General features: G+C 61.0%; 21 protein-coding genes and 1 riboswitch. Of the genes, 9 read left to right on the plus strand and 12 right to left on the minus strand.

Going from position 1 to position 26,417, the window contains the following annotated elements:
• Position 1: 1 nt before the first annotated feature.
• The 5 genes from FP026_RS18660 to FP026_RS18680 form a co-directional block, all read right to left on the minus strand.
• A complete protein-coding gene (locus FP026_RS18660) occupies positions 2-3,181 on the minus strand; it encodes an efflux RND transporter permease subunit (RefSeq protein ID WP_149636109.1) in 3,180 nt (1,059 codons plus the stop codon).
• Positions 3,178-4,359 carry an efflux RND transporter periplasmic adaptor subunit gene (locus FP026_RS18665; protein ID WP_149636110.1) on the minus strand — a complete coding sequence of 394 codons (1,182 nt, stop codon included), beginning with the start codon at positions 4,357-4,359 and terminating at the stop codon, positions 3,178-3,180. Before FP026_RS18665 ends, FP026_RS18660 begins: the two co-directional genes overlap by 4 nt.
• Positions 4,360-4,674: 315 nt before the next feature.
• Entirely contained in the window at positions 4,675-6,504 is a 1,830-nt protein-coding gene (locus tag FP026_RS18670; RefSeq protein WP_149636111.1) for an ABC-F family ATP-binding cassette domain-containing protein, read from the minus strand.
• Between the two features lie 2 nt (positions 6,505-6,506).
• Complete coding sequence (locus FP026_RS18675; RefSeq protein ID WP_149636112.1) at positions 6,507-7,160, minus strand: thiamine diphosphokinase; 654 nt, start codon at positions 7,158-7,160, stop codon at positions 6,507-6,509.
• A gap of 72 nt (positions 7,161-7,232) precedes the next feature.
• Positions 7,233-7,760, minus strand: coding sequence for a MarR family winged helix-turn-helix transcriptional regulator (locus tag FP026_RS18680; protein ID WP_149636113.1), 528 nt, complete (start codon positions 7,758-7,760; stop codon positions 7,233-7,235).
• Positions 7,761-7,927: 167 nt separating this feature from the next.
• Between FP026_RS18680 and FP026_RS18685 the strand changes: the two genes are divergently transcribed.
• From FP026_RS18685 to FP026_RS18705, 5 genes are all read left to right on the plus strand, one after another.
• On the plus strand, positions 7,928-9,469 hold the full coding sequence (locus FP026_RS18685) for an MDR family MFS transporter (RefSeq protein ID WP_149636114.1): 1,542 nt from the start codon (positions 7,928-7,930) through the stop codon (positions 9,467-9,469).
• Between the two features lie 71 nt (positions 9,470-9,540).
• Positions 9,541-9,657: riboswitch (TPP riboswitch) on the plus strand.
• 199 nt (positions 9,658-9,856) lie between these two features.
• Positions 9,857-10,849 carry a thiamine ABC transporter substrate binding subunit gene (thiB, locus tag FP026_RS18690; protein WP_246665387.1) on the plus strand — a complete coding sequence of 331 codons (993 nt, stop codon included), beginning with the start codon at positions 9,857-9,859 and terminating at the stop codon, positions 10,847-10,849.
• 10 nt (positions 10,850-10,859) lie between these two features.
• Positions 10,860-12,497 (plus strand): thiamine/thiamine pyrophosphate ABC transporter permease ThiP, encoded by a 1,638-nt coding sequence (thiP, locus tag FP026_RS18695; RefSeq protein ID WP_188112621.1) that lies wholly within the window; start codon positions 10,860-10,862, stop codon positions 12,495-12,497.
• The gene (locus FP026_RS18700) at positions 12,490-13,218 is read left to right on the plus strand and encodes a thiamine ABC transporter ATP-binding protein (protein ID WP_149636116.1); all 729 of its coding nucleotides are present in this window, start codon (positions 12,490-12,492) and stop codon (positions 13,216-13,218) included. The genes thiP and FP026_RS18700 overlap by 8 nt, the downstream gene beginning before the upstream one ends.
• 375 nt (positions 13,219-13,593) lie before the next feature.
• Positions 13,594-15,021, plus strand: a complete 1,428-nt coding sequence (locus FP026_RS18705) for a M48 family metalloprotease (protein ID WP_112341736.1) — start codon at positions 13,594-13,596, stop codon at positions 15,019-15,021.
• A gap of 39 nt (positions 15,022-15,060) precedes the next feature.
• Here FP026_RS18705 and FP026_RS18710 read toward each other — a convergent pair whose 3' ends face one another.
• From FP026_RS18710 to FP026_RS18730, 5 genes are all read right to left on the minus strand, one after another.
• A complete protein-coding gene (locus FP026_RS18710) occupies positions 15,061-15,924 on the minus strand; it encodes an RNA polymerase factor sigma-32 (protein WP_149636117.1) in 864 nt (287 codons plus the stop codon).
• Positions 15,925-16,333: 409 nt separating this feature from the next.
• Entirely contained in the window at positions 16,334-16,906 is a 573-nt protein-coding gene (locus FP026_RS18715; protein WP_149636118.1) for a CarD family transcriptional regulator, read from the minus strand.
• Positions 16,907-17,303: 397 nt separating this feature from the next.
• Positions 17,304-17,642: a ferredoxin FdxA gene (gene fdxA / locus FP026_RS18720; protein ID WP_149636119.1), complete on the minus strand. Its 339-nt coding sequence runs from the start codon at positions 17,640-17,642 to the stop codon at positions 17,304-17,306.
• Between the two features lie 206 nt (positions 17,643-17,848).
• A complete protein-coding gene (locus tag FP026_RS18725) occupies positions 17,849-18,253 on the minus strand; it encodes an RNA-binding S4 domain-containing protein (protein WP_149636120.1) in 405 nt (134 codons plus the stop codon).
• A gap of 3 nt (positions 18,254-18,256) precedes the next feature.
• Complete coding sequence (locus FP026_RS18730) at positions 18,257-21,400, minus strand: helicase-related protein (RefSeq protein ID WP_149636121.1); 3,144 nt, start codon at positions 21,398-21,400, stop codon at positions 18,257-18,259.
• 1,230 nt (positions 21,401-22,630) lie between these two features.
• Here FP026_RS18730 and FP026_RS18735 point away from each other — a divergent pair.
• The 3 genes from FP026_RS18735 to FP026_RS18745 all read left to right on the plus strand — a co-directional run bounded on the left by FP026_RS18735 (position 22,631) and on the right by FP026_RS18745 (position 23,440).
• On the plus strand, positions 22,631-22,786 hold the full coding sequence (locus FP026_RS18735; RefSeq protein WP_075853478.1) for a DUF3309 family protein: 156 nt from the start codon (positions 22,631-22,633) through the stop codon (positions 22,784-22,786).
• Positions 22,787-22,832: 46 nt separating this feature from the next.
• On the plus strand, positions 22,833-23,087 hold the full coding sequence (locus FP026_RS18740; RefSeq protein ID WP_149636122.1) for a YMGG-like glycine zipper-containing protein: 255 nt from the start codon (positions 22,833-22,835) through the stop codon (positions 23,085-23,087).
• Positions 23,088-23,239: 152 nt separating this feature from the next.
• Complete coding sequence (locus FP026_RS18745; protein ID WP_149636123.1) at positions 23,240-23,440, plus strand: hypothetical protein; 201 nt, start codon at positions 23,240-23,242, stop codon at positions 23,438-23,440.
• Between the two features lie 17 nt (positions 23,441-23,457).
• On the opposite strand, the gene phbB is transcribed toward FP026_RS18745, so the two are convergent.
• Both phbB and FP026_RS18755 read right to left on the minus strand, forming a co-directional pair.
• The gene (gene phbB, locus FP026_RS18750) at positions 23,458-24,183 is read right to left on the minus strand and encodes an acetoacetyl-CoA reductase (protein WP_149636124.1); all 726 of its coding nucleotides are present in this window, start codon (positions 24,181-24,183) and stop codon (positions 23,458-23,460) included.
• A gap of 162 nt (positions 24,184-24,345) precedes the next feature.
• A complete protein-coding gene (locus tag FP026_RS18755) occupies positions 24,346-25,527 on the minus strand; it encodes an acetyl-CoA C-acetyltransferase (protein WP_149636125.1) in 1,182 nt (393 codons plus the stop codon).
• 239 nt (positions 25,528-25,766) lie between these two features.
• Here FP026_RS18755 and phaR point away from each other — a divergent pair, with 239 nt between their 5' ends.
• Positions 25,767-26,339, plus strand: coding sequence for a polyhydroxyalkanoate synthesis repressor PhaR (phaR, locus tag FP026_RS18760; protein ID WP_149636126.1), 573 nt, complete (start codon positions 25,767-25,769; stop codon positions 26,337-26,339).
• Positions 26,340-26,417 lie beyond the last annotated feature (78 nt).

Raw genomic sequence — 26,417 nt, forward strand, 5'->3', positions numbered from 1 at the left:
ATCACTGTGCCGCCGCATCCGTGGCCGAGGACTCCTGTGCAGCAGCCTCCGCCTGCCGGCGTCGGCGCCGCAGGACGACGTAGAAGACCGGCGTCAGGAACAGGCCGAACAGCGTCACGCCGAGCATGCCGGAAAAGACGGCCGTGCCGAGCGACTGGCGCATTTCCGCGCCCGGGCCGGTGGCGATCATCAGCGGCACGACACCGAAAATGAAGGCGAAGGCCGTCATCAGGATCGGACGCAGGCGCAGATGGCTCGCCTCGATCGCTGCTTCGACAGCGTTTTTTCCCTCCAGCTGCGCCTGCCGCGCAAATTCGACGATCAGGATCGCGTTCTTGGCCGCAAGGCCGATCAGCACGATGAGCCCGATCTGCGTCAGGATATTGTTGTCCATCCCTCGCAGATACACGCCGATCAGCGCCGCCAGAACCGCCAGCGGCACGATGAGGATGATCGCAAGCGGCAGGACCCAGCTCTCATACTGCGCCGACAGCGCCAGGAAGACGAAGATGACCGACAGGGCGAAGATATAGACCGCCGTATTGCCGGTATGCTTCTCCTGATAGGCGAGTTCCGTCCATTCGAAGGTCGTGCCCGAAGGCAAGAGGTTCTTCGCCAACCCCTCCATGATGTCGAGGGCCGAACCGGTGGAAACGCCCGGCCCCGGATTGCCCTGCAGGGGGACCGAGACATACATGTTGTAGCGCTGCACGAGTGTCGGTCCGGTCGTATCCCGGATATCGACCAGCGTGCCGAGCGGCACCAAGGCCCCGGTCGCCGAGCGCACCTTCAGCGCCAGAATGTCCTCGCGATCCATGCGATATTGCTGATCGGCCTGCGCCCGCACCTGGTAGACGCGGCCAAAGGCATTGAAGTCGTTGACGTAGGACGTGCCGAGATTGATCGACAGGGTCTCGAAGATATTCGGGATCGGCACATTGAGCGCCCGCGCCTTGTCGCGATCGATCGCCAGGAAATATTGCGGGCTGTTGGCGGAGAAGGTGGTGAAGACGCCGCTGACGCCCTTGTTCTGCGCCGCGACGCCCATCATCTGGTAGGCGAGCGGCAGAATGCGGCGCATGTCCGGATTTTCCCGGTCCATGATCTGCATCTTGAAACCGCCCGAATTACCGATGCCTCGGATCGAGGGCGGCGGAATGGCGATGATGAAGGCCTCCTGGATGCCCTGCAAGTTGCCGAAGAGTTGGCCGATGATCTTTGTCGCCGAGTCCCCGGTTTTCAACCGCTCTTCGAACGGCTTGAACGGCGTGAAGATGACGCCCGAATTCGAGGCATTGGTAAAAGTCGCGCCGTTGAAGCCGGCAAAGGCGACGGCATTGGCGATACCAGGCGTCTTGCTGATGATATCGGTCGCCTTCTGGATGACCGCATTGGTGCGCGCAAGCGAGGCCCCATCAGGCAATTGGACGACGACGATGGCATAGCCCTGGTCCATTGTGGGAACGAAGCCCTGCGGCACGACCCGGCCCATGTACCACGTCCCCGCCAGAAGCCCGGCAAAAACGAGAAGCGCGCAGGCGAGCGCCGCCCATGTCGTCACGAGGTGGCGGACGATCCAGGAGTAGCCGCGGCTCATCCGCTCGAAACCCCGGTTGAACCCGTCACCCAAGGCACGGCCGAACCGCGCGAAGATATTGTTGGATTTCTCGTGGCTGTGCGGACGCAGCACGATCGCGGCGATCGCCGGCGAGAGCGTCAGCGAATTCAGGCAGGAGATCGCCGTCGCGACCGAAATCGTCACCGCGAACTGCCGATAGAATTGCCCGGAGATGCCTGGAATGAAGGCGGTCGGCACGAAGACGGCGATGAGCACCAGCGAAATTGCCAGAACGGCGGTGCCCACCTCGTTCATCGTCACATGCGACGCTTCCTTCGGCGTCATGCCGAGCGCGAGGTTGCGCTCGACATTCTCGACCACCACGATCGCATCGTCGACGACGATGCCGATCGCGAGCACGAGGCCGAACAGCGTCAGCATGTTCAGCGAGAAGCCGAAGGCGAGCAGGAAGGCGAAGGTGCCGATCAGTGAGACAGGGATGGCAACGATCGGGATGATCGCCGTCCGCCACGATTGCAGGAAGACCAACACCACGATCGCGACGAGAATCGCCGCCTCGAAGATGGTCTTGTAGACTTCGTGGATCGATTCGGCGATGAACTCGGTCGGATTATAGATGATGCGGTATTCGAGCCCCTGCGGGAAATCCTGCGCCAGGCTCTCCATCGTCTTCTGGATATCGGCAGCGGCGGCGAGCGCGTTGGTGCCGGGCCGGGCGAAGACGCCGAGTGCGACCGCCGGGCTGCCGTTCAGATAGCTATTGGTGACGTAGTCCTGTGCGCCGAGCTCGATGCGGGCGACATCCTGCAGCTGCACGAGGCGGCCATTGCCTGTCGCCTTGACGATGACGTAGCGGAATTGCCGCGCATCGGAAAAGCGCCCTTGCGTCGTTACCGTGTATTGGAAGGCATTGGTGCCCGAAACCGGCGGCCCGCCGATCGCACCGCCCGAAACCTGCACGTTCTGGTCCCGAAGCGCCTGCACGATATCGCCTGCGGTCATGCCGTAGGCCGCGAGCTTTTCCGGATCGAGCCAGATGCGCAGCGAATATTGCCGCTCGCCGAAGAGCTGCACATCGCCGACCCCGTCCAGTCGGACGAGAATATCTCTGATGCGCGTGCGCGCATAGTTGGAGATGTAGAGCTGGTCGTAGCGATTGTTCGGCGACAGGAGATGCACGACCATCATCAGGTCGGGCGAGCTCTTGACCGTGGTGATGCCGATGCGGCGGACATCGTCGGGCAGACGCGGCTCTGCAATGGCGACGCGATTCTGCACCAGCACCTGTGCCTTGTCGAGATCGGTGCCGAGCTTGAACGTAATCGTCAGCGACATCGAGCCATCGGCACTGGAATAGGAAGACATGTAGAGCATGTCCTCGACGCCGTTGATTTCCTGCTCGATCGGAGTCGCCACCGTATCGGCAATGGTCTGCGCATCGGCGCCGGGATAGGAGGTGCGAATTACGATTGTGGGAGGCGCAACCTCGGGATATTGCGCCACCGGCAGCTGGAAATAGGCGATGCCGCCGACGATCAGTAGCACGATGGATAGAACCGATGCGAAAATCGGTCGATCGACGAAGAAATGGGAAAACCTCATTGGTTCGTTCCCTGTACATCGGCCTGGGCCGGCGGCTCGTCATTCGTCGCCTGCTGCGGCAGTTCGATCAGCTGCGGCGTCACCTTGGCGCCCGGCCGGATGCGCATCAGCCCGTTGACGACGATTGTCTCGTCACCGGTCATGCCGTCGCGGATGACGCGATAGCCATAGAGCTTCGGCCCGAGGCGCACCGGCTTCGGCGTGATATTGCCGGCTGTATCGGCGACATAGACGACACGCTGATTCTGGTCGGAGCCGATGGCTTCGTCGGGAACCAGGATCGCCTTATAACTGTTCGAGCCTTGCACCTGAACGCGTCCGAACAGGCCGGGCTGCAGGGTGAGATCGGGATTCGGGAAGCGGGCGCGGACGCGGATCGTACCTGTCTCGTTGTCGACGCGGTTTTCGGCGAAGTCGAGCTTGCCCTTAAACGGCTTCTGCCGCTGATCGGCAATCGTCACGGTCACGTCGAGCCCGCCGCCGCCCTGCTGTAGGGCGCTACCGTTCTTACGAGCCTCATCGGCATAGGAAAGCAGCCGGCGCTCATCGACGTCGAAATAGAAATCGATGGGGTCGAGCGAGACGATGGTGGTCAGCACGGTCTGATCGGCCTGCACGAGGTTGCCGACCGAAATCAGCCGCCGGTCGATGCGGCCGCCGAGCGGTGCGGTGATCCGGGTGAAATCCATGTCGAGATTAGCGCGATCGACGGCTGCCTGCGCACCACGCACATTCGCCTGCGCGGAAAGGAGGTCGCGACGGCGGTCATCCAGGGTCGAGGCCGACTGGCTGCCCGTCGTCGACAGGGATTCCGTCCGCTTGAATTGTGCATCGGCTAGCGTCAGCGAAGATTTCGCCACCTCGAGCGAGGCCGTTGATTCGTTCAGCGTTGTGATGAACGGCCTTTGGTCGATGACGAAAAGCAGATCGCCCTGCTTGACGATGGCGCCATCCTTGAAATGCACTTCCTGCAGATAGCCGCCCACCCGCGAGCGCACGGAAACTTCATCAACCGCCTGGAAGCGCCCGATGAACTCGTCGCTGTCGACGACATCGCGAACGATAGGCTTGGCAACCGTCACAGGCGCGGCCGGCGGCGCACCCTGCGCCAGCGCCTGGGCGCCAGAGAAAACGGCAAAAACACAGCTGAACAAAACGGCACGCGGCAGCATCGGCATGAAGCCCCCTTCGAAAAACCGCATACGGCAAGAGGCGCCGTTATCACGGTATGCGCTCACAAAATTTGCCTGCAACTTTCCGCGAAGGACCCTCGCCATCAGGCGCAATGCAATCAGGTCTCTTCGGACTTCCCCAACATGCGCCTCGGGCCCGCATGGGCCCGGGTATCATCCAGCCATCGGGGCCGGCATCACGCGTTCATGTATAAACGGTTTATCGAATTGGACAACAGGGAATGGAGCAGTCGCGACCAAACGCAACCTTTTGTTTTCATTATATGGAAGGACGCCCATAAGATGAGCTGGCCGAGGTGATCAGCCCTCCAGCTCCTCGCGCAGCATTTCAAGCTCGAGCCACTCCTCTTCCATGCTGACAAGGCTTTCGCGCAGCTTTTCCATCTCCGCCGCAAGGCGATTGAAGGCTGCGGGATCCTTGGAAAAGAGGTTCGGATCGGCCATCTTCTTCTCGCGGGCGACAATCTCGGCTTCGGCTTTCGCCATTTCCTTCGGCAGATTTTCCAGCGCGAATTTCTGCTTGTAGGAAAGCTTGCCCTTGCCCTTCGAGCCTTCGCCGGCCGGCGATGCAGCTTCGGCTGATTTCGGCTTTTCGGCCGTCTTTTCCGCCCGCTTGCGCTCCTCGATCGCCCCCTTGCGCTGGGCGAGCATGTCGGAATAACCGCCGGCATATTCGATCCAGCGGCCATCAGGCTCTTCCGGATTGGCGGGCGCGATCGTCGAGGTCACGGTACGGTCGAGAAAGTCGCGATCGTGGCTGACGAGGATGACTGTGCCGGAAAAACCGGACACGATTTCCTGCAGCAGGTCGAGCGTCTCGATGTCGAGATCGTTCGTCGGTTCGTCGAGGATTAGGAGATTGGTCGGCCGCGACAGGATGCGCGCCAGCATCAGCCGGGCACGCTCGCCGCCGGAAAGATTCTTGATCGGCGTGCGCGCCTGCTCCGGCTGGAACAGGAATTCCTTCATATAGCCGGTCACATGCCGCTGCTCGCCATTAACAAGCAGGTTCTCGCCGCGACCGTCGGTCAAATAGTTGGCGAGCGTGTCTTCGGGGTTGAGTTCCTCGCGCTTCTGATCAAGTGTCGCGATTTCCAGATTTGTGCCGAGCTTCACCGTGCCGCTATCCGGCTCCAGCTGACCGGTCAGCATCTTCAGCAGCGTGGTCTTGCCGGCACCGTTCGGGCCGACGAGACCGATGCAATCGCCGCGATGCACGCGGATCGAAAACGGCGCAACGATGGTACGCTCATTATAGGTCTTGGTGATCTTGTCTGCCTCGATCACCAGTTTGCCGCTTTCCTGCGCATCGGAAGCCGCCGCCTGCACCGTGCCCAAAGCGCCCTTGTGGCCGCGATAGCGCGAGCGCATGTCCTGCAGCTCGCCGAGCCGGCGCATGTTGCGCTTGCGTCTGGCCGTCACGCCGTAACGCAGCCAATGCTCTTCGCGCTCGATCTGCTTGCCGAGCTTGTGCTGCTCCAGCTCTTCGGCTTCCAGCACCTGGTCGCGCCAGGCTTCGAAATGAGCGAATCCCCTGTCCAGACGGCGCGAAGTACCGCGATCGAGCCAGACGGTCGCGGTCGAAACCTTTTCGAGAAAGCGCCGGTCGTGCGAGATCAGCACGAGCGCGCTACGGCTCTTCTGCAACTCGCCTTCCAGCCATTCGATGGTCGGCAGGTCGAGATGGTTCGTCGGCTCGTCGAGCAGCAGGATATCCGGTTCCGGCGCCATGACGCGCGCCAGAGCCGCGCGGCGCGCCTCGCCGCCCGAGAGGTTGTTCGGATCTTCCTCGCCTGTCAGGCCGAGATGGGACAAAAGATAGGTAACGCGATAGGGATCATCGCCAGGTCCAAGGCCGGCTTCGGCATAGGCCGCGACCGTCTTGTAACCGGCGAAATCCGGGGCCTGCTCGAGGTAGCGCACGGTCGAAGACGGATGGCGGAATACCTCGCCGGATTGCGCTTCGACAAGGCCGGCGGCGATCTTCAGCAACGTCGATTTACCCGAACCGTTACGACCGACAAGGCAGATCTTGTCGCCCGGCTCCACCTGCAGCGCGGCACCGGCGAGCAATGGCGCGCCGCCAAAGCTCAGAAAGATGTCGTCGAGTTTCAGAATGGGAGGGGCCAAGATCAGACTCCGCTGAGATCATAAGGGCGGGCAAGAACGATCGCCCTGCCGCTGCCGAGCGAGAAGCGCACGTCGCCTTCCGCAACATTGGAAATGGTGCGCGATGCGCCGAAGGGCAAACGGAAATCGCGCAAGGGGTAGCGGGCATTCTCAATGAACAGGCCTGTCAGATCGCTGAACCCAAGGACGGAGAACAGCGAGCCGGCCGGCAGCGCCAGCGTGAGATCGCCGGGCGGAAGCGGCACCGCCTCCTCATCACCGGACGTGAGCAGGACATCGAAGCCTTTCTCGGCCAAGCGGATGCCATAAAGCAGGTGCTGGATGGCATGATCGGAGCGCTCACCACCCATGGCGCCGGCAAGGATTAGCCGCACAGCGCCGCGGCCAATCGCTTCCGAAACGGCAATCTCGCCGTCGGTCGCCGCCTTCGCCGTCGGATAGGGCTGCTTGGGCACATCGGGAAACGCAGCTTGCAAATCGGCGGGCGTGGAATCGAAATCGCCGACCCACAGCTCCGGCTCCACTCCGAGCGCGATCGCATGGCGCATGCCGCCATCGGCTGCGATGAAACGGCTGCCGGAAATGGCGGCGCGCAACCGCTCCGTCAGGCGAAGCTCGCCGCCGAGCAGGATGGTGAAGGTAGTGGACTGGCTCATGAGGCAAGCCCATAGCGCAAAGTCATGTCCCTAGGGAAGAGCAGCATAGGCAAGAACGGCCGCGACGACGGCTCAGTCGTCCGTTTCCTTGAGGCGCGCCTGGAAAACCTGCTCGTAGCCGCTGACATAACGATCAAACAGTAGCGAGAAGCTCTCGATCTCCTCCTGCGTCCAGTCGGCGAAGATGCTGCCGATGACGGAATATTTCTGCGCCTGGATCTCCGACAGCAATCTCTGCCCGAGCGTGGTCAGTATCACCACGATGCGCCGCGCATCCGCCTGCGATGCCTTGCGCCGCAACACGCCGCGCGTCACCATGTCGGCAACGATGCGGCTCGCTCGCGACGGATCGATCCGCAGCATCTCGGCAATCGTGCCGACGGTGACTTCGCCCGTCAACTCTGCACGCCGCACGACATCGAGCACGTCGAGATGTGAAAGCTCGAGCCCCGGCGCAACGCTCAGGATGGCAAGCCTGCCGATCATGCGGCGACCTGTCAACAGACGCATACGCGTCATCGCATGGCCGATACGCAGGAGATTCGCGTCGTCGGTCAGGGCCTGGGCTTCAATTTCACGTGTATTCGTCGCAGATGTCATCTTTCCACCATACCAGAGGCGGCAAAGAAATAAAACATGCAAACAGCATTCACCTGTCGTTGACATTTATATGCTAACGGCACATATGTATCACCTATGAAAACCGGGGCGTCCCGCGCATTCGATCGACCGCGCAGCGTTTCGGCCAAGCTCGGATTTTTTGCCCCATGGACATGCAGACAACGTTCGCGCCGCTCGTGGCGGATCATAAGCGGCGGCTTATCCTCTTCCTGTTTCTGATGACCGCCATGTTCATGGCAACGCTCGACAACCAGATCGTCTCGACGGCGCTTCCGACGATCGTCGGCGAATTCGGGCATCTGGAGCGCTTCGGTTGGATTGGATCGGCCTATCTTCTCTCGCTCTCCGCCGTCATGCCCGTTTACGGCAAGCTCGGCGATCTCTTCGGCCGCAAATATGTGATGATGACGGCGATCGCGATCTTCACCATCGGCTCCGCTGTCTGCGGCCTTGCCGTCTCGATGGATACGCTGATCGCCGCACGCGTCCTTCAGGGCCTCGGGGGCGGCGGCATCCTTGTATCGATCTTTGCCGTCAATGCGGACTTGTTCGAGCCGAGGGAGCGCGCCCGCTACCAGAGCTATTCCAGCCTGGTGCTGATGGCGTCGGGCGCCATCGGCCCCGTTCTCGGCGGTACGATGAGCGATCTCTTCGGCTGGCGCTCCATCTTTCTCGTCAATGTGCCGATCGGCTTTGTCGTGCTGGCGGGTCTCGCCACTATGCTCCCCTACCGCAAGCCGGCCCGCCGGCCGAAGATCGACTATGCCGGCGCGATCGTTCTCGCGCTGACGACGACGAGCATCGTGCTGGCCGCCGACGGCACCGAACTCTTCGGATCGCTGCTGTCGCCGCAATGCCTCGGCATCATTGCCTTCGGCGCGATCTGCGCCATCGCCTGGGTCTTCATCGAACGCCGCGCCCCCGAGCCGATCGTGCCGATGACGCTGTTCCGCAATCCGACATTCGGCCTCCTGCTGATCATCTCGATTACCAGCGGTGCCGTCGCCATCGGCATGGTCAATTATTTCGCGCTCTTCCTGCAGACGACGACGGGCCTTTCGCCCTCGATGGCCGGGCTGCTGTTCATTCTCCTGACCGGCGGCATCGTCTGCGGTTCGCTGTCGGCCGGCAGGCTCATTGCAGCCAGAGGGCGCTACAAGCCCTTCGCCGTCGCGAGCGCTGCCTGCAGCGCCATCGCATTCGGCGCGCTTGCCTTCCTACCAGCCGGCACGCCCATCGTCGTCATCGGCGGGCTGATGCTGCTGCACGGCATCGGTATCGGCCTTGCGCAGCAGGTTCCCGTCATCGGCGTGCAGAACGCGGCGGCAGCCCGCGATGTCGGCGCAGCGACCGGAGCCGTCACGCTCTCGCGCATGGGCGGCGCCTCGATCGCCATCTCCATCTACGGTGCCATTATCGCCGCCAAGCTCGGCAATGTCGGGATCTCGATATCAGGCGTATCCGATATCGAGCAGCTGACGCCGAAGATGATGGCCGCATTGCCGGAAGCAACCCGCCAGGCTGTCGCCAATGCCTATGCGAGCGCCTTCAGCCCGCTGTTCATGACGGCCGCGGGCATCTGTTTCATCGGTTTGCTGACCGCACTGACGCTGAAGAACGTGCAGCTTCCGGGTGCCGCGAAGAAATTCGACAACAACACGACGGCGGCCGCGCAGGCCGCCGAGTAACCTGTCTCCGTCCACAATCGGCAAGGGAATCATTTCCCTTGTCATCCCTTCGTCACAAGGCTAAATCTGCCGACGCTCTAACGGGGTGCCTGATGTCCTCTAGGATATCTGGCTGAGAGGCTTTCACCGGCCAACCCGCGGAACCTGATCCGGCTAACACCGGCGGAGGGATTAGACGCGTGACGAAATCATAGCGCCCTTTTCCCCTTCAAGACGAAACCCAGAGCATGATGCCGAAAAGTGTAAACGGTTTTCGGGCGACATCATGCTCTAATTATTTGATTTCAGAGCGGATTCTGATTTTAGGTCGATAGACCTAAAATCATCCGGCTCTTAGGAGGAGGCGCTGTCGTGCAAAACCGATCGCTATTGTCATTCTTCGCCGGACTGGCTCTTGCCGTCGGCGCAACGTCTTTTGCTGCCCAGACGGCCGAGGCAGCCGACAAGACCCTGACCATCTACACCTATGAGAGCTTCACCGCCGATTGGGGTCCCGGCGCCAAGGTCAAGGCCGCCTTCGAGAAGACCTGCGGCTGCACAATCAATTATGTCAGCGTCACTGATGGCGTCGCGCTTCTCTCCCGCCTGAAGCTGGAAGGCGCCAGCACCAAGGCCGATGTCGTTCTCGGCCTCGACACCAATCTCGTCGACGAAGCCAAGGATACCGGCCTCTTCGATGCAAGCGGCGTCGACACCTCGGCCCTCAAGGTTCCCGGAGATTTCAAGGATGACGTCTTCGTGCCCTATGACTACGGCCATTTCGCCGTGGTCTACGATAGCCAGACGGTCAAGAACCCGCCGAAGAGCATGAAGGATCTCGTCGAGGGCGATCCCGCGCAGAAGATCGTGATCGAGGATCCGCGGACTTCGACGCCGGGTCTCGGCCTGCTGCTCTGGGTCAAGTCGATCTATGGCGACAAGTCCGCCGATGCCTGGACGAAGCTCAAGGGCCGCATCCTGACGGTGACGCCTGGCTGGTCGGAAGCCTACGACCTCTTCACCAAGGGCGAGGCGCCGATGGTGCTTTCCTATACGACGTCGCCGGCCTATCACATCATCGAGGACAAGACCGACCGCTACCAGGCCGCCGCCTTTTCGGAAGGGCACTATATCCAGATCGAGGTCGCCGGCCTGATCAAGTCCTCGCCGAACAAGGAGCTTGCCCGCGATTTCCTGAGGTTCATGATCTCCCCCGGCTTCCAGGATATCATTCCCACAAGCAACTGGATGATGCCTGCCTCGGCCACTTCCGAGCCGCTGCCGGACGCCTTCAGCAAGCTCGTAGTGCCGTCGAAGACCTTCCTGATGAGCCCCGCCGACGTCGACAAGAACCGTAAGGCCTGGATCGACGAATGGCTGGCCGCAACCAGCGGCAATTGACGCCCCGATCATGCTCACGGCACCCGAAAGACGACGCGCCATTTCCGGCGGGGCGCTCAGCCTCGCCGGCATCGCGCTCTTCGTCGGGATCGCCGTCCTCGTCCTTTTGGCCGCCGGCATCGAATCCGGCGGCAACAATCCCCTGACAGATCCCTATTTGCTGCGCGTCCTGCGCTTCACGCTGCTGCAGGCGGTACTCTCGACCCTGCTATCGGTCGTGCTCGCCATACCTGTCGCCCGCGCCTTGGCGCGACAGCCCCATTTTTCCGGCAGGCTATGGCTGCTCCGGCTGATGGCCGTCCCGATGGGCCTGCCCGTGCTGATCGGCGCGCTCGGCCTGCTCGGCATCTGGGGTCGGCAGGGGCTTATCAATCAGACGCTTATGGCGCTTGGCCTGTCGCAGCCCGTCAGCATTTACGGCCTCGCTGGCATCCTCTTGGCGCATGTCTTCTTCAATATGCCGCTCGCCTGCCGGCTGACGCTGGCCGGACTGGAGCGCGTGCCGGCGGAATATTGGCTTGTGGCCGGCGGGCTCGGCATGCGGCCCGCCTCGGTCTTTCGCTTCATCGAATGGCCCATCCTGCGCGGCCTCATACCCGGTATTGCCGGCCTGATCTTCATGCTCTGTGCCACCAGCTTCACGCTGGTCCTGATTCTTGGCGGTGGTCCGGCCGCAACGACGCTGGAAGTGGCGATCTATCAGGCGCTCCGCTTCGATTTCGATCCCGGCCGCGCCGTGATGCTGTCGCTGCTGCAGATCGCCGTCACCCTCGTCGTCCTCGGCGCCATGACGCTGTTTCGCGCGCCTGACGATCATGGGTTGACCAGCGGCCGCGCGCTTCACCGCATCGATGGGCGGATGCCCGCCGCACGATGGATCGACGCCGCACTGCTATCGGCCGCTATGCTCTTTCTCGGCCTGCCGCTCGCTTCCGTCGTCGTGACCGGCCTCGAGGCAAACCTTCCGAAGCTCGCCAGCCAGCCGATCTTTCTGCAAGCGGCCGCGACGAGCCTGGCAATCGCGCTCGCCGCCGGCCTTCTGGCGGTCTTGATATCTTTTGCGATCATTCGCGCCCGATCGGCGATATCGGCGGATCGCCGCAGAACCCTCAGCCTGCGTGGCCTGGCGCTCGCCTTGAGCGGAAGCTCGTCGCTGATCCTGCTGGTCCCGCCGATCGTACTGGCAACCGGCTGGTTTCTGGCGCTGAGACCATTGGGCGATCCCAGCCGTTTCGCCGCCATCCTCATCGTTGTTATCAATGCGCTGATGGCTCTGCCCTTCGTCATTCGCGTCATCGAACCGGCCTATGCGGTCCATGTCAGCCGCACCGAACGGCTGGCGGCGAGCCTCGGCCTTCACGGCATTGCCCGCCTGCGCCTCGTCGATTGGCCGGGTCTGCGCAAGCCGTTCTTCACAGCGCTCTCCTTCGCCATGGCGCTGTCGCTCGGCGATCTCGGCGCGGTGGCGCTCTTCGGCTCGGACAGCCTGATGACCCTGCCCTGGCTGGTCTACAGCAAGCTTGGCAGCTATCGCACCAACGACGCCGATGGATATGCCTTGATCCTTGGCCTGGTCTGCCTTCTTTTGACCATCGCCGGTACGGCCGGCCAGGGCATGCGCGATCATGAAAGCCAGGGAAATGACTGACGGCCACGACATGAAAGAACAAGGCATTGCCATGGCCGGCGTCGAGCTGCACCTCGGCACGCATGATTTTCGCTTCGATTGCGCGTTGCCGCAGGGCAAGATCATCGCCATCGCCGGACCGTCGGGATCTGGTAAATCGACCTTTCTCAATTTATTGGCCGGCTTCGAACAGCCGGACCGCGGCCGCATCCTGCTTGCCGGACAGGACGTGACCGGCCTGCATCCCGCCGAACGGCCGGTCTCACTCGTCTTCCAGGACAACAACCTCTTTGCCCATCTCGATCTCTTCACCAATGTCGGCCTCGGCATCAGCCCTTCATTGAAGCTTTCGGTACAGGACCGGCAAAGGGTCTCGGACGCCCTGGCGCGCGTCGGGCTGCCCGGCTTCGAGAAGCGCAAGCCGGGGACGCTCTCCGGCGGCGAACGGCAGCGCGCCGCTTTCGCAAGGGCGCTGGTGCGCGACAAGCCGATCCTGCTGCTGGACGAACCCTTCGCCGCCCTCGATCCTGGCCTGCGCTCCGGCATGGTCGAACTTTTGAAAACCCTGCATAGCGAGAGCGGCAATACGGTGCTGATCGTCTCGCACGATCCCGCCGAGGTGCGGCGTCTTGCCGACCATGCCGTCTTCGTCGACGGCGGCGCGATCAGGCTTGCCGCCTCCATCGAGACCTTCCTGAAGGTGGGCGACATTCCGGCATTGACTACATTTCTGCAGCATTGATTGCGCCGCAGCATCTCGGCGTCGGCTTTGCCTTAATTTCGTCGTGCGAAGCGGCTGAAAGTCCTGGGAAATGCTTGCTAAAATACAACGCCGCCACATTTAAGCGGAGTCTCGCTATGCAACCGATGCCAAAATCGGCTACAGCAAGGGTTGGAGACCGTCCGGGCAGATGCGGATCGATAGGGATGCAAGCAACCTCTATCGGCGCGCGGCGATGATCAGCCCGGTAACGATCAACCGGATTTGGCGCCGAGCCGGCATGGCAGCGAAATGAGTGGGACACTGGTACTGAAGCAGAGCGAACGAGCAGAACGAAGGATCAGCGTGACCGTCGCAGCCCGTTTGCGCCGCCTTGCCCCGCTCCTTGTCGCCGCCATGGTGCTGGACAGCTGCCAGACGGTGATGGACCAATCCTACCAGCCGAGCGTTTCGCCTTCCGCCAATCCGCAGATCGTCTCCGAGGTGCAGAAAAACGATCCGCGCGCGCAAATGGGTGCACGCGAGCATCCTCGCATCCTCGCAAGCTATGGCGGCGAATACAAGGACGCCAAGACCGAGCGCCTCGTTGCCCGCATCGCCGGGGCCTTGACCAGCGTGTCGGAAAATCCGCAGCAGTCCTATCGCATCACCATCCTCAATTCGCCCTCGATCAACGCGTTTGCGCTTCCGGGCGGCTATCTCTACGTCACGCGCGGCCTTCTGGCGCTTGCCAATGATGCTTCCGAAGTCGCTGCCGTGCTCTCGCACGAGATGGCGCACGTGACAGCCAATCACGGCATCGAGCGGCAGAAACGGGAGGAAGCCGAAGTCATCGCCAGCCGCGTCGTCTCGGAAGTCCTGTCGAGCGATCTTGCCGGCAAGCAGGCGCTCGCGCGCGGCAAGCTGCGCCTCGCCGCCTTCTCGCGCCAGCAGGAGCTCCAGGCCGACGAGATCGGCATCCGCACGCTCGGCCAGGCCGGCTACGATCCCTATGCCGCCGCCCGCTTCCTGAACGCCATGGAAGACTACAGCCGCTTTATGTCGGCCAATTCCGATGCCGACCAGAGCCTGGACTTCCTTTCGAGCCACCCGAGCACGCCGCAGCGCATCGATCTCGCCAAGGCGCATGCCCGCGAATTCGGCGAGGAAGGCAAGGTCGGCGACATCGGCCGCGATTATTACCTGAACGGCATCGATGGCCTGCTCTATGGCGACAGCCCCGAGGAAGGCTATGTGCGCGGCCAGACCTTCCTGCATGGCGGTCTCGGCATCCGCTTCGACGTGCCGCCCGATTTCCGCATCGACAACAAGGTCGAGGCCGTCATGGCGACCGGCCCCGGCGATATCGCCATCCGCTTCGACGGCGTTGCCGACAGCCAGAACCAGAACCTGACGAACTATATTTCCAGCGGCTGGGTGACAGGCCTCGATCCCTCCTCGATCCAGTCGATCACCGTCAACGGCATGCCGGCCGCTACCGCGCGCGCTTCCGCCGATCGCTGGGATTTCGATGTCACGGTCATCCGCGACCGTACGCAGATCTTCCGTTTCCTGACGGCCGTACCGAAGGGGAACATCGCCCAGCTCAACCAGACGGCGGACGTGCTGCGCTCGAGTTTCCGGCACATGACGCCGGATGAGGCGGCCTCGCTGAAGCCGCTCAGGGTCCGCGTCGTCACCGTCAAGCCCGGTGACACGATCACGACGCTTGCCGCCCGCATGATGGGCACCGACCGCAAGCTCGATCTGTTCAAATTGATCAACGCCCTACCGACCGGGGCAACGATTGCGCCAGGCGACAAAGTCAAGATTATTTCGGAATAGCAATCGGCCTATCTTCTCCCGGACGGGAGAAGACCTGTCTCAAGCATAGCTCGCCATGCGGGGGTCGGCATCCACCAGCGCGTTGCGGAGCTTGTCCATTGCGCGGCTTTCGATCTGACGCACACGCTCCTTGGAAATTCCGAGATCGGCGCCGAGCTCCTCGAGCGTCGCTCCGTCTTCGACGAGGCGGCGTGCCTGGATGATCTTCATCTCGCGTTCGTTGAGATGCTTCAGCGCCGAGGCAAGCCAGATGCGACGGCGCTCACCGTCGATCATGTCGGAAACCTGCTCGTCCGGAAGCGGCTCGTCGCTGATGAGAAAATCGATACGCTCAGCACTTTCGGAATCGCCCGATATCGACGGCGCCTGCAGGGACGTATCGCTGCTGGAAAGGCGCGCATCCATGGTCTGCACGTCGGAAAGGCTGACACCGAGCGCAACCGCGATTTCCTCATGGATGGACTGGACGGTAACGCTCGAATTGCTGCGGGCGAGTTTGGCGCGCAGGCGGCGAAGATTGAAGAACAACGCCTTCTGCGCTGAACTCGTGCCACCGCGCACGATCGACCAATTGCGCAGAATATAGTCCTGGATCGAAGCGCGGATCCACCAGCTTGCATAGGTCGAGAAGCGAACTTCCCGTTCCGGTTCGAAACGGGCGGCGGCCTCGAGGAGGCCGACATAGCCCTCCTGTACGAGATCGCTCATCGGCAGTCCGAAATTGCGGAATTTGCCCGCCATGGAAATGACGAGGCGCATATGCGCGGTTGCTATCTGGTTGCGGGCGCCGCGATCATCGTGATCCTTCCAGCGTATGGCAAGATCATGCTCTTCGTCGCGAGCGAGATAGGGAGCAGCCATCGCAACTTTGATCATGCGTCGATCTGCAGACATGTTCGTCATACGCATCTCCTAGGTTCGGCCTCAAATCGTCTTTAGTGCCGCGGTCGACGAAAAGGGCAGCAAGCATCGTTTCCGAACATCGCTGTTCGGATGGAAATCAATGAATGAAATTCAAATTGGAAACCGATATCCGGTTCGCCGGATAATCGATGACTAGTCTTGTTCGGTCTCAGCGAATGGATCTCGCGATTGAAGCATGTTCAGATCGCCGGGGGGCTTCGGATGAAAACGCATAGGCCGGTCCTCGTGAATGTCGATAAACACGGCCTGCTTGGAAACCCCTCCCCACAGGAGAGCACCCACACCGACCGCTAACACGAGGCTTAAACGCGGCAGAAGCAAAAAGGTTCCAAAGAAAAAACCCGGCACGAAGGCCGGGTTTTTTGAAGCTGGAATTTGCGCGCTGGCCTTATGCGGCTTCGTCCTGGGAATCGTCTTCCTCGACGACCTTGCCGCGCTTGGGACCCTTGTTGAGATTGACCTCGACAAGGCGAACGGCTTCGGTTTCCGACATCTTGTTGACGGCTGCAATTTCGCGCGCCATGCGATCGAGCGCAGCTTCATAAAGCTGACGTTCGGAATAGGACTGCTCCGGCTGGTTCTCGGCGCGATAAAGATCGCGAACCACTTCAGCGATGGAAAGCAGATCGCCGGAATTGATCTTGGCATCATATTCCTGGGCGCGACGCGACCACATGGTACGCTTCACGCGGGCTTTGCCCTGCACGACCTTCAGCGCCCGCTCGACGAAATCCGTCTCGGAAAGCTTGCGCATGCCGATGCTCATGGCCTTGGCCACCGGTACCTTCAGGCGCATCTTGTCTTTCTCGAAGTCGATTACGAACAGCTCGAGCTTCATGCCTGCGACTTCTTGTTCTTCGATGGCAGTGATCGTGCCGACACCGTGGGCCGGATAAACAATCGCTTCACCAGTCTTGAAGCCATGGCGTGCTGCTGAAGGTTTTTTCTGCTGGGTCGTCATTCTTTTCAAAAACTCCCTGTTACGCGCCCGGTTGGGCCGGGTGCCGGGTCAGTCAGGCCCGGATGAGACGGACGTACCGTCGGGTCACTTCATCCTGGTCCAGCCAGACTTATGCAAACAGAAACCCACCCATCGCGATCTAGGACCCGACAACACAAACGGTTGATATGTCAAGGAAACCGCGTACGGATTGGTGATTTGCTTTCGTGATGGTTTTGGGCATGCGTAATGCCGCTGTGGATCAGTGTGAGGAACCTATCACAAAAATCTGAGGAAATCAATAATTTGCTGCGCGCGCGCCAAAAAGGCCACGTTGACCGCCATGCGACCCAACGGCAATGATTCGCTTTCTGCGATATCGACTACACCTTTATCGACGGCCTGTCACGGCCGTCGATCAGTCGCCGCTTCCGGGATTCGCCGAGAAATACTTCTCGAACTTTCCTTCTTCGCCATCCATCTCCTTGGCTTCCGGCAACGGGTCGCGCTTGACCGTGATGTTGGGCCAGATGGCGGCATATTCGGTATTGATCTTCAGCCACTTGTCGAGGCCCGGCTCCGTGTCGGGCTTGATCGCCTCGGCGGGACATTCCGGTTCGCAGACGCCGCAATCGATGCATTCGTCGGGATGGATGACGAGGAAGTTCTCGCCCTCGTAGAAGCAGTCGACAGGGCAGACTTCCACGCAATCGGTATATTTGCAGCGGACGCAATTATCGGTCACGACATATGTCATGAAGCACTCCAGGAATGTCTCTAGCTTCCGCGGATGCGCAACCTGGAACGTCGCACCATCCCGCGGAGCCGAACGGGCAAACGTATGCATCACGCACAAACGTGCCGCCCGGCTGGTTACCGGCAGGTTGATGGTGAGGTATCGACTTTATCCGCCAATTTCAAGGACAAACAATCTGGAAAGCAGCCTGAGACAGGCAGAGTTTTCTAATCGTCGTCCGGGATCAGGCGATCGATTGCACGGCGATCGCGCTTCGTGGGCCTTCCGCTCCCTGGCGCCCGCAACGCCTGCTCGAATGGGGTGAGGCGTTTTGTCTCATCCGGCGGCGGCGTCAGGTCCTCATAGAGCAGCCTGGCTTCCTCGAAAGGGCCTCTGCGCTCGCCGGGGGCACGCACGATGAGGACGACATCCCGGCGCTCCAGCGAGAGCTCGATACGGTCGCCGGCCTTGACGCCGAAACTCGGCTGCGCGATCCGCTCGCCATTCACCCGCACGCCGCCGTTCTGAACGTAGAGCTGCGCCAGCGAGCGGGATTTCACCATGCGGGCAAAGAACAGCCATTTGTCGATGCGCTGGCGCGAACCGGAAAATGGCTGTTTCTCATCCGTCATGGGCTATTTCTTCATCTGCTCCTTGAGAGCAGCAAGCTTGGCGAAGGGAGAATCGGGATCGATCGGCTTTTCCTTGCGCGGCGGCTTGGCCTCGAAGCGTAATGGCTGCGATGCACCGCGATTGTTGCGATCGTTCCGGTCGTTGCGTTCGCCACGCTCCTGACGGTCACCCCGCTCACCACGGTTGCCCTGATGCTGCGGACGGCCGCCCTCGCGGTTGCTGCGCGGCCCCTTGTCACCGCTGCGGTTGTCACGGCCATCGCGGCGGTCGCGTCCCTCGCGATTGCCTTCGCCACCGTTTGCCTGCTGCTCGCCACCACCACGGCGATTGCCCTGCTGACCACGACCCTCGCCCTGCTGGCCGCGACGGTCACCATGACCACGGCCACCCTGGCGCTGCTGATTGTCGCTGCGGCCGCCCAGGCGCCAGAGCAGAACTGGCTTCGGCTCGGCAGGTTCCGCGGCAACGGCTTCAGCGTCGACAGTCTCGGCAGCTCCCGCCGCCACCGCTACCGGTTCAGCCGAGGCGTCGGCGGCGGGAGCTGCTTCTTGCGCGACGGCTTCCGTTTCCTTAGCCGGCTCGTCGCCCGCAGTATCGGCGTCGTCATGATCGGCCTTCTCGGCCGTGGCTTCCGCAGCCGGAGCTGCTGGTGTCGCAGCCACATCCTGCTGGGCAAGGAAGGCCGTGGCCTCCTCGGCCTTCACCGAATCGGCGCGATAGCCAAGACCCTTAAGGATTTCCTCCATGTCCTCGAGCGTCGCGCCGAGGATGGAGAGCATGGCAGTCGTCGTGGTGAAGCGGCGGCCGTCATAGGCGCCTTCCGGGCGCGAAGCCTGGCCGGGCTTCCATTGCAAGAGCGGACGGATGAGATCCGCCAGGCGCTCGAGAATATCGATGCGGACCGCGCGCTTTCCGAGGAAACGGAAGCCCGCAAGCTTGTAGAACATGCGCTCATAGCCCGGATCGGTGACGACCGAGGTGCGGCCGGCGGCAAGAACGGGGATCAGATCGCCATAGCCCGGCTTATCCAGGCCGTCGTTCCTCAGGGCCCAGAGCAGCGTGATGAGTTCGGCGGGAGCCGGCTTCAGCAATGCGGGCACGAAAATATGATAAGCGCCGAAGCGGACGCCGTAGCGGCGCATGGAGGCGCGCGCATCCTGATCCAGCGACTTCACCTCTTCGGTAACGTCGCGGCGGAACAGAACGCCGAGATTCTCCACCAGCTGGAAAGCCAGCCCCTTGGCAAGGCCCTGCAGATCCTCGGCGCGCTGGAGATCGTCGAGCGGCTTCAGGATCGTGCTGATGTGATGGTTCACGAAGCGCTCGATGCGCGAGGCGACATGATCGCGCGCATTGCCCGCCAGCTGCTCGTCGGCAAGCAGGATGACGCGCGGACGCATGACATGATCGCTCCCCGACAGGCGCGCCACGGGATCGCCGACCCAGCGCACGAGGCCATCGGCGCTGATCGCAAGATCGCTGTTGCCAGCCGCATGCAGACGCGCGGCGCGCGCCTCGAATTCCAGCGACAGCGCCTTCTGGGAGGCTGTCTGGACGGCCTTCGCATCCGGCCCCTCGGTGCCCGCAACAGGCGTGAACCGGAAACCGGTCAACTGTCCCACATGATGCCCTTCGACGAAGACATCCCCATTCACACTGATTTCAGCTTCCAGCATCGCATTCTCTCTCAGGCGCTTCATGAGCACAGATGTCCTGCGATCAACAAAGCGTTTCGTCAACCTCTCATGTAACGCGTCGGACAATCGATCTTCGATTTCCCGCGTCTTTTCTTGCCAGTGTGTCGGATCGGCAAGCCAGCCGGGCCGGTTCGACACATAGGTCCAAGTCCTTATCTGCGCGATTCGCGCCGAAAGCGTGTCGATCTCGCCATCCGTCCGATCGGCGCGATGCACCTGTTCGGCCAGAAAGTCCTCTTTCACCGTGCCATAGCGCACCAGGTCGGAAAAGAGGGCGGCAATGAGATCGGCGTGCTGGGCAGGCGTAATGCGCCGATAGTCGGGAAGCGCGCAGGCCTCCCATAATTTCTCAACCCGAGCCGGGTTGCTGGCTAGATCGACTATCTCCAGATCGCGTGACAAATATTCCAACGCCTGCTGGTCTACCGCAGGCAGCGCCCGCGTCAACCCCTGCACGCGCGGCGCGTCTTCCAAACTGGCGCGCAGCGCCGCGATCGAGGAAAAATTCAAAGTCTTGCTGCGCCACTGCAGCACCTTGACCATGTCGAATTCGTGTCCCTCGATCCGGCGCACCAGCTCGTCGTCGAAAGGATCGACCTGTCCAGTCACCCCGAAGGTGCCGTCCTTCAGGTGGCGGCCGGCTCGGCCGGCGATCTGGCCGAGCTCGGCGGGATTGAGGTTGCGGAACTGATAACCGTCGAACTTGCGGTCCTGGGCGAAGGCGACATGGTCGACATCGAGATTGAGGCCCATGCCGATCGCATCGGTCGCGACCAGATATTCGACATCGCCGGCCTGGTAGAGAGCTACCTGCGCATTGCGGGTACGCGGGCTGAGCGCCCCAAGCACGACGGCAGCACCGCCACGCTGGCGGCGGATGAGCTCAGCGATCGCATAGACCTCATCGGCGGAAAAAGCCACGATCGCGGTGCGCTGCGGCAAGCGCGTGATCTTCTTCTGTCCGGCATAGAAAAGGTGTGACAGCCGCGGCCGCTCCAGGACGGTGATCCCGGGCAAAAGCTGTTCGAGGATGGGCCGCATCGTGCCGGCACCCAATAACAGCGTCTCATCGCGACCGCGCAGATGCAGGATGCGGTCCGTGAAGATATGGCCGCGCTCGAGATCGCCGGCAAGCTGGACCTCATCGATGGCGACGAAGGAGGCGCGCGTCTCGCGCGGCATGGCTTCGACGGTGCAAACGGAAAAGCGGGCATTGGGCGGCGATATTTTTTCCTCGCCCGTGACAAGCGCGACATGCTGGGCCCCGACCTTTTCGACGACGCGCGTATAGACCTCGCGCGCCAGCAGCCGCAGCGGCAGGCCGATCACGCCACTGCCGTGCGCCACCATGCGTTCGATGGCATAATGGGTCTTGCCGGTATTGGTCGGTCCGAGCACCGCGGTCACGCCGCGTCCGCTCAGGATCATGGGCTGCGAAGTCTGTGTCATTGGTCCGTGCATGGGCGAGAAACCACCGTCTTTCGATCAGCAAGTTCCCCAAGGAGGAAACGAAGAGATGACGACCATATGCGACAAACGCAAGGCCTGAATAAAAAAACAGCCACGGCAACAATCGATTTCATTATTGGTGGCCTCAACCGTAAGCTACATTAATCCTGCACCTCATGCGAGTCCCGACGATTGGGGAACAGCTTGAGAACGAATCGGCGACGAATCGCTTACTCGCTGTCGTTCTTTTTTTGTTCACTACAACATATGGATTTCTATGAAAAGATTCACACCAAATGCTGAATCTCATTTCCGCGTCTTTTCCACGAGAAAAGGAGTCGAGTGGTGAATCCGAAGCCGGCGAAAATCGACACTTTTTATGGTTAATTATTTGTAAATCATGCAATTTTTTTGAGCAGCATCTTTTTCGTTAAGATCTGGGTCAAAGCCGGAACGAATCGGCGACGAATCACTAATTCCGCACGATTCCGCTTTTGTTCCATACGATATCTAGCGTTTCCGCATTCAAGACATACAGGACTCTGAATGGTTGAACCCGAAATTCCGGCCGAATCAGGAATTGCGATCAATCTTTTAGCGAGCGCAAATATAATAATTCAGTAAACACACGCAAAAGATGTGATTATCGGCACATCGGCCGGGGCCGGCGCAAATGGGATTTCATGGCTACATATTTGTATTTCGCCAGGACAGCATCGGAATATGGGAAGCGGCAAGGGCAGAACCTCTTCGCAGGCCAATCCCACGCGAACCGAATGGCGCATGAAGGCGCCTTCCTCCGCACATCTGCCTTCCACTCAACTTCGCTCCCACTGCATGTCGGCAACCTATAGAAAGGCCCCAACGTTAACCAAAGCCCAAAGGCAGAACGAATCGCCGACGAATCACGGACATGCTTCTTTTCTCGTTTCGTTCACCGCAACATATTGTATTGTAACGGTATTTTAACCATAGGAGCAAGTCGCGACCTCTCCCTTCCATGCCCGCATCGCGCCGTCGCGTTAACATCTGGCTGAATGCGCCGTAGCCGGCATCCCGGCATTTTTATTTCTTAGCCGGAACAATTTTCGGCGACGCAAGTTTCTATCTGCAGAATTGAGGAACTCCGCCCACTAGGAAACCGATTCGAGCTGGAGCCGCTGGAGCGTAGTGCCGGATTGAGCGAGATTGCCGGCGCTATTCAAGCGATGGACATGGAGGAGACACATCATGCTTGGTACCGTATTGCTTGTCATACTGATTCTGCTGCTGATCGGCGCACTGCCCAGCTGGGGTTACAGCCGGGCATGGGGGTACGGTCCATCGGGCGGTCTCGGGCTTGTTCTTGTCATTGTCCTCATTTTATTATTGATGGGGCGGATCTGATCCGCGGGTCAATGTTCAAACTTCACAACACCAGGGAGCTAACACCATGAAGAAGATCATCGTCGCGATCGCCCTTGTCGGCGCTTTAGCGTCGTGCACGGCAACGGAAAAAGGGACTGCCATCGGTGCCGGCACCGGCGCCCTGATCGGCGGCGTGGCCACCCATAGCTGGGGCGGCGCGGCAGTCGGCGCTGTTGCCGGCGGCGTGGTCGGCAATCTTATCGGACGCTCCCATGAGCGCCGCGGCTATTGCATCTATCGCGACCGCTACGGCAATCGCTACGAGGCTCGTTGCCGCTAAGGCTTGAACGCTTGTGACCGGCCGCTTCGGCGGCTCGGTCGCGAACATCCGGCCCTCGAGGCAGGCTCCTGAAGCCTGAGTTTCTGAGAGAATCCTCTTCCCGCGCGATCGGTCGCGGGAAGGGAGCAGTGTTTTGAGAAAGGAACGGCACCATGGCCGCAATCATCGCAAGCATTGCAGCACTCGCGCTCATCGGCACCACTTTTTACGCGCTTGGAAGCGCGGCAAGAGCGCGGGACAAAGAGAAAAAACGGCAGGTGGCGTTGGAAGCCGTGATCCTGGAATTCAAGCCACGACAGCGACAGCAGGCAAATTCAGGCCAGGAGCGGTTCAGAACTTCCGTGAAAAGCTGAGCCGCTCTGGAATCCCTTTAGACGAAAAACTGGCCGCCATTGGCTGTTATCGTCGATCCCGTAATGAAACCGGCATCATCGCTGGCAAGGAAAACCGCGATGCGGGCAATTTCCTCGGGCTCGCCCAGGCGCCCCACCGGGATCTGCGGAATGATGCGCTCGTTCAACACCTTTTCCGGCACCGCCAGCACCATTTCCGTGCCGATATAGCCCGGGCAAATGGCGTTGACCGTGATGTTCTTGGCGGCGCCCTCCTGGGCAAGCGCCTTGGTGAAGCCGAGATCGCCGGCCTTGGCGGCGGAGTAATTCGCCTGCCCCATCTGCCCCTTCTGACCATTGATCGAAGAGATATTGATCACGCGGCCGAAGCTGCGGTCGCGCATGCCCTGCCAGACCTGGTGCGTCATATTGAACAGGCCGGTGAGGTTGGTATTGACGACCTCGTGCCACTGTTGCGGCGTCATCTTGTGGAACATGGCGTCGCGGGTAATGCCGGCATTGTTGACCAGGACATCGACATGGCCGAGATCGTGCTCGACCTTGGCTATGCCTTTGCCGCAGGCTTCGTAATCGGTGACATCCCATTTATGAACGGCGATACCGGTCACATCGTGGAAAGCGCGGGCCTTCTCGTCGTTGCCGGCATAGGTCGCCGCCACCTTGTAACCCGCATTGTGCAGTGCCATCGAAATAGCCGCGCCGATGCCGCGCGTGCCCCCGGTTACCAATGCCACTCTGCTCATGTGCCACTCCCCTTTTTTGCTGCGGAGGCGTAACGCCCGAAGGTCGGGTCGCCCGCTCGCTTTCACCACTTTTTCTGGAAAATTCCTTTCAAGACGCCCTGGAGCATGATGCCGAAAAGTGTGAGCGGTTTTCGGACAACATCATGCTCTACTTCTTTGATTCTAGAGCGCCTCGAAGCACATGGCGACGCCCATGCCGCCACCGATGCACAGCGTGGCGAGCCCCTTGCGGGCGCCGCGGCGCTTCATTTCGAACAGCAGCGTATTGAGGACGCGGGCGCCGGAGGCGCCGATGGGGTGGCCGATGGCGATCGCGCCGCCGTTGACGTTGACGATCGAGGTATCCCAGCCGAGATCCTTGTTGACGGCGCAAGCCTGGGCGGCAAAAGCTTCGTTGGCTTCGACGAGATCGAGATCGGCGACGGACCATCCGGCCTTTTCCAGTGCCTTGCGCGAGGCCGGGATCGGCCCTGTGCCCATGATCTGCGGATCGACGCCGGCTGTTGCCCAGGAAACGATGCGGGCAAGCGGCTGAATGCCGCGGCGCGAGGCTTCCGCCTCGGTCATCAGCACGGCGGCAGCCGCGCCGTCATTGAGGCCGGAAGCATTGCCGGCCGTGACCGTGCCTTCCTTGTCGAAGGCCGGGCGCAGCTTCGCCATGCCGTCCAGCGTCGCGCCATGGCGGATATATTCGTCGGCATCGACCGTGACGTCGCCCTTGCGCGTCTGGATGGTGAAGGGAACGATCTCGTTGGTGAACCGGCCGGCCTTCTGCGCGGCTTCCGCCTTGTTCTGCGAGGCAACGGCGAACTGATCCTGTTCCTCGCGCGAAAGCTGCCATTGCCGCGCGATGTTTTCGGCCGTGATGCCCATGTGATAGCCGTAGAAGGCATCCATCAGGCCATCCTTGATCATGGTGTCGATCATCTTCATGTCGCCCATCTTGGTGCCGGAGCGAAGGTTTGCCGCATGCGGCGCCATCGACATGGATTCCTGGCCGCCGGCGACGATGATCTTCGCATCGCCGGTTGCGATCTGCTGCAGGCCGAGCGCCACGGCGCGCAGGCCGGAGCCGCAAAGCTGGTTGACGCCCCAGGCGGTCGCTTCCTGCGGAATGCCGGCCTTCATCGCGGCCTGACGGGCCGGGTTCTGCCCTTCGCCAGCCTGGAGCACCTGGCCGAGGATCACTTCGTCGACTTCCTTGGCATCGACGCCGGCGCGCTCCAGCGCACCCTTGATGGCGGTGGCGCCAAGCTCATGAGCCGGAACGGTCGCAAAAGCGCCGTTGAACGAGCCAACGGCGGTGCGGGCCGCGCTGGCGACGACGATGGATGAACTGCTCATGGAAGCCTCCTCGGGAAATGAACGTATATGAGGCGAAACTGTCAAAGCTTTGCGCCGGAGTCAAATTGCAAGAATTTCCCGCGTACAGATTTCACGAAGCCGTCATTGCCCGTGAGAAATCCAATCAAAGGATTGGGCTTGCCGCATCGCACAAAGCGATTGTCACCGAGCTTCTTTTGCGTCTACACTCAGCGGTGGAGGAGTATTCCATACAATCAGACGGGGCCAGGAGACTGATAATGGCAAAGAATGAGGGCCAGATCGTAATCAAGAAATATGCGAATCGCCGCCTATACAATACCGGCACCAGCACCTATGTGACGCTGGACGACCTGGCGGAGATGGTGAAAAAGGGCGAAGAATTCACTGTCCAGGATGCCAAGAGCGGTGAAGACATTACGCATTCTGTCCTGACGCAAATCATTTTCGAGCAGGAATCAAAGACCGGCAACACACTGTTGCCGATTTCCTTCCTACGGCAGCTTATCGGCTATTACGGCGACCAGATGCAGATGGTCGTGCCGAGCTTCCTCGAGCATTCCATGCGCGCCTTCACCGAGCAGCAGACGCAGATGCGCGAGCAGATCAATCGCGCCTTCGGCGAAACGCCGCTCGGCAAGAATCTTCAGCTGCCGATCCAGATGGTCGAGGAGCAGGTTCGCCGCAACACCGAAATGTTCCAGCAGGCCATGCAGATGTTCTCGCCCTTCATGAAGCCGCCGGCCAAGGAGAGCCGCAAGGCCGAAGCCAAGGATATCGACGAGCTGAAGGAACAGCTCCGCGCCATGCAGAGCAAGCTGGATAGCTTATGAGGTAAGACGGCGGACGAAAGCGCCCATGAGTTTGCCGAGAGTATTTACCCCCCTCTGTCACTGACGTGACATCTCCCC

The organism is Martinezella tropici, assembly GCF_008370325.1.
Lineage (GTDB): Bacteria > Pseudomonadota > Alphaproteobacteria > Rhizobiales > Rhizobiaceae > Rhizobium > Rhizobium tropici_B.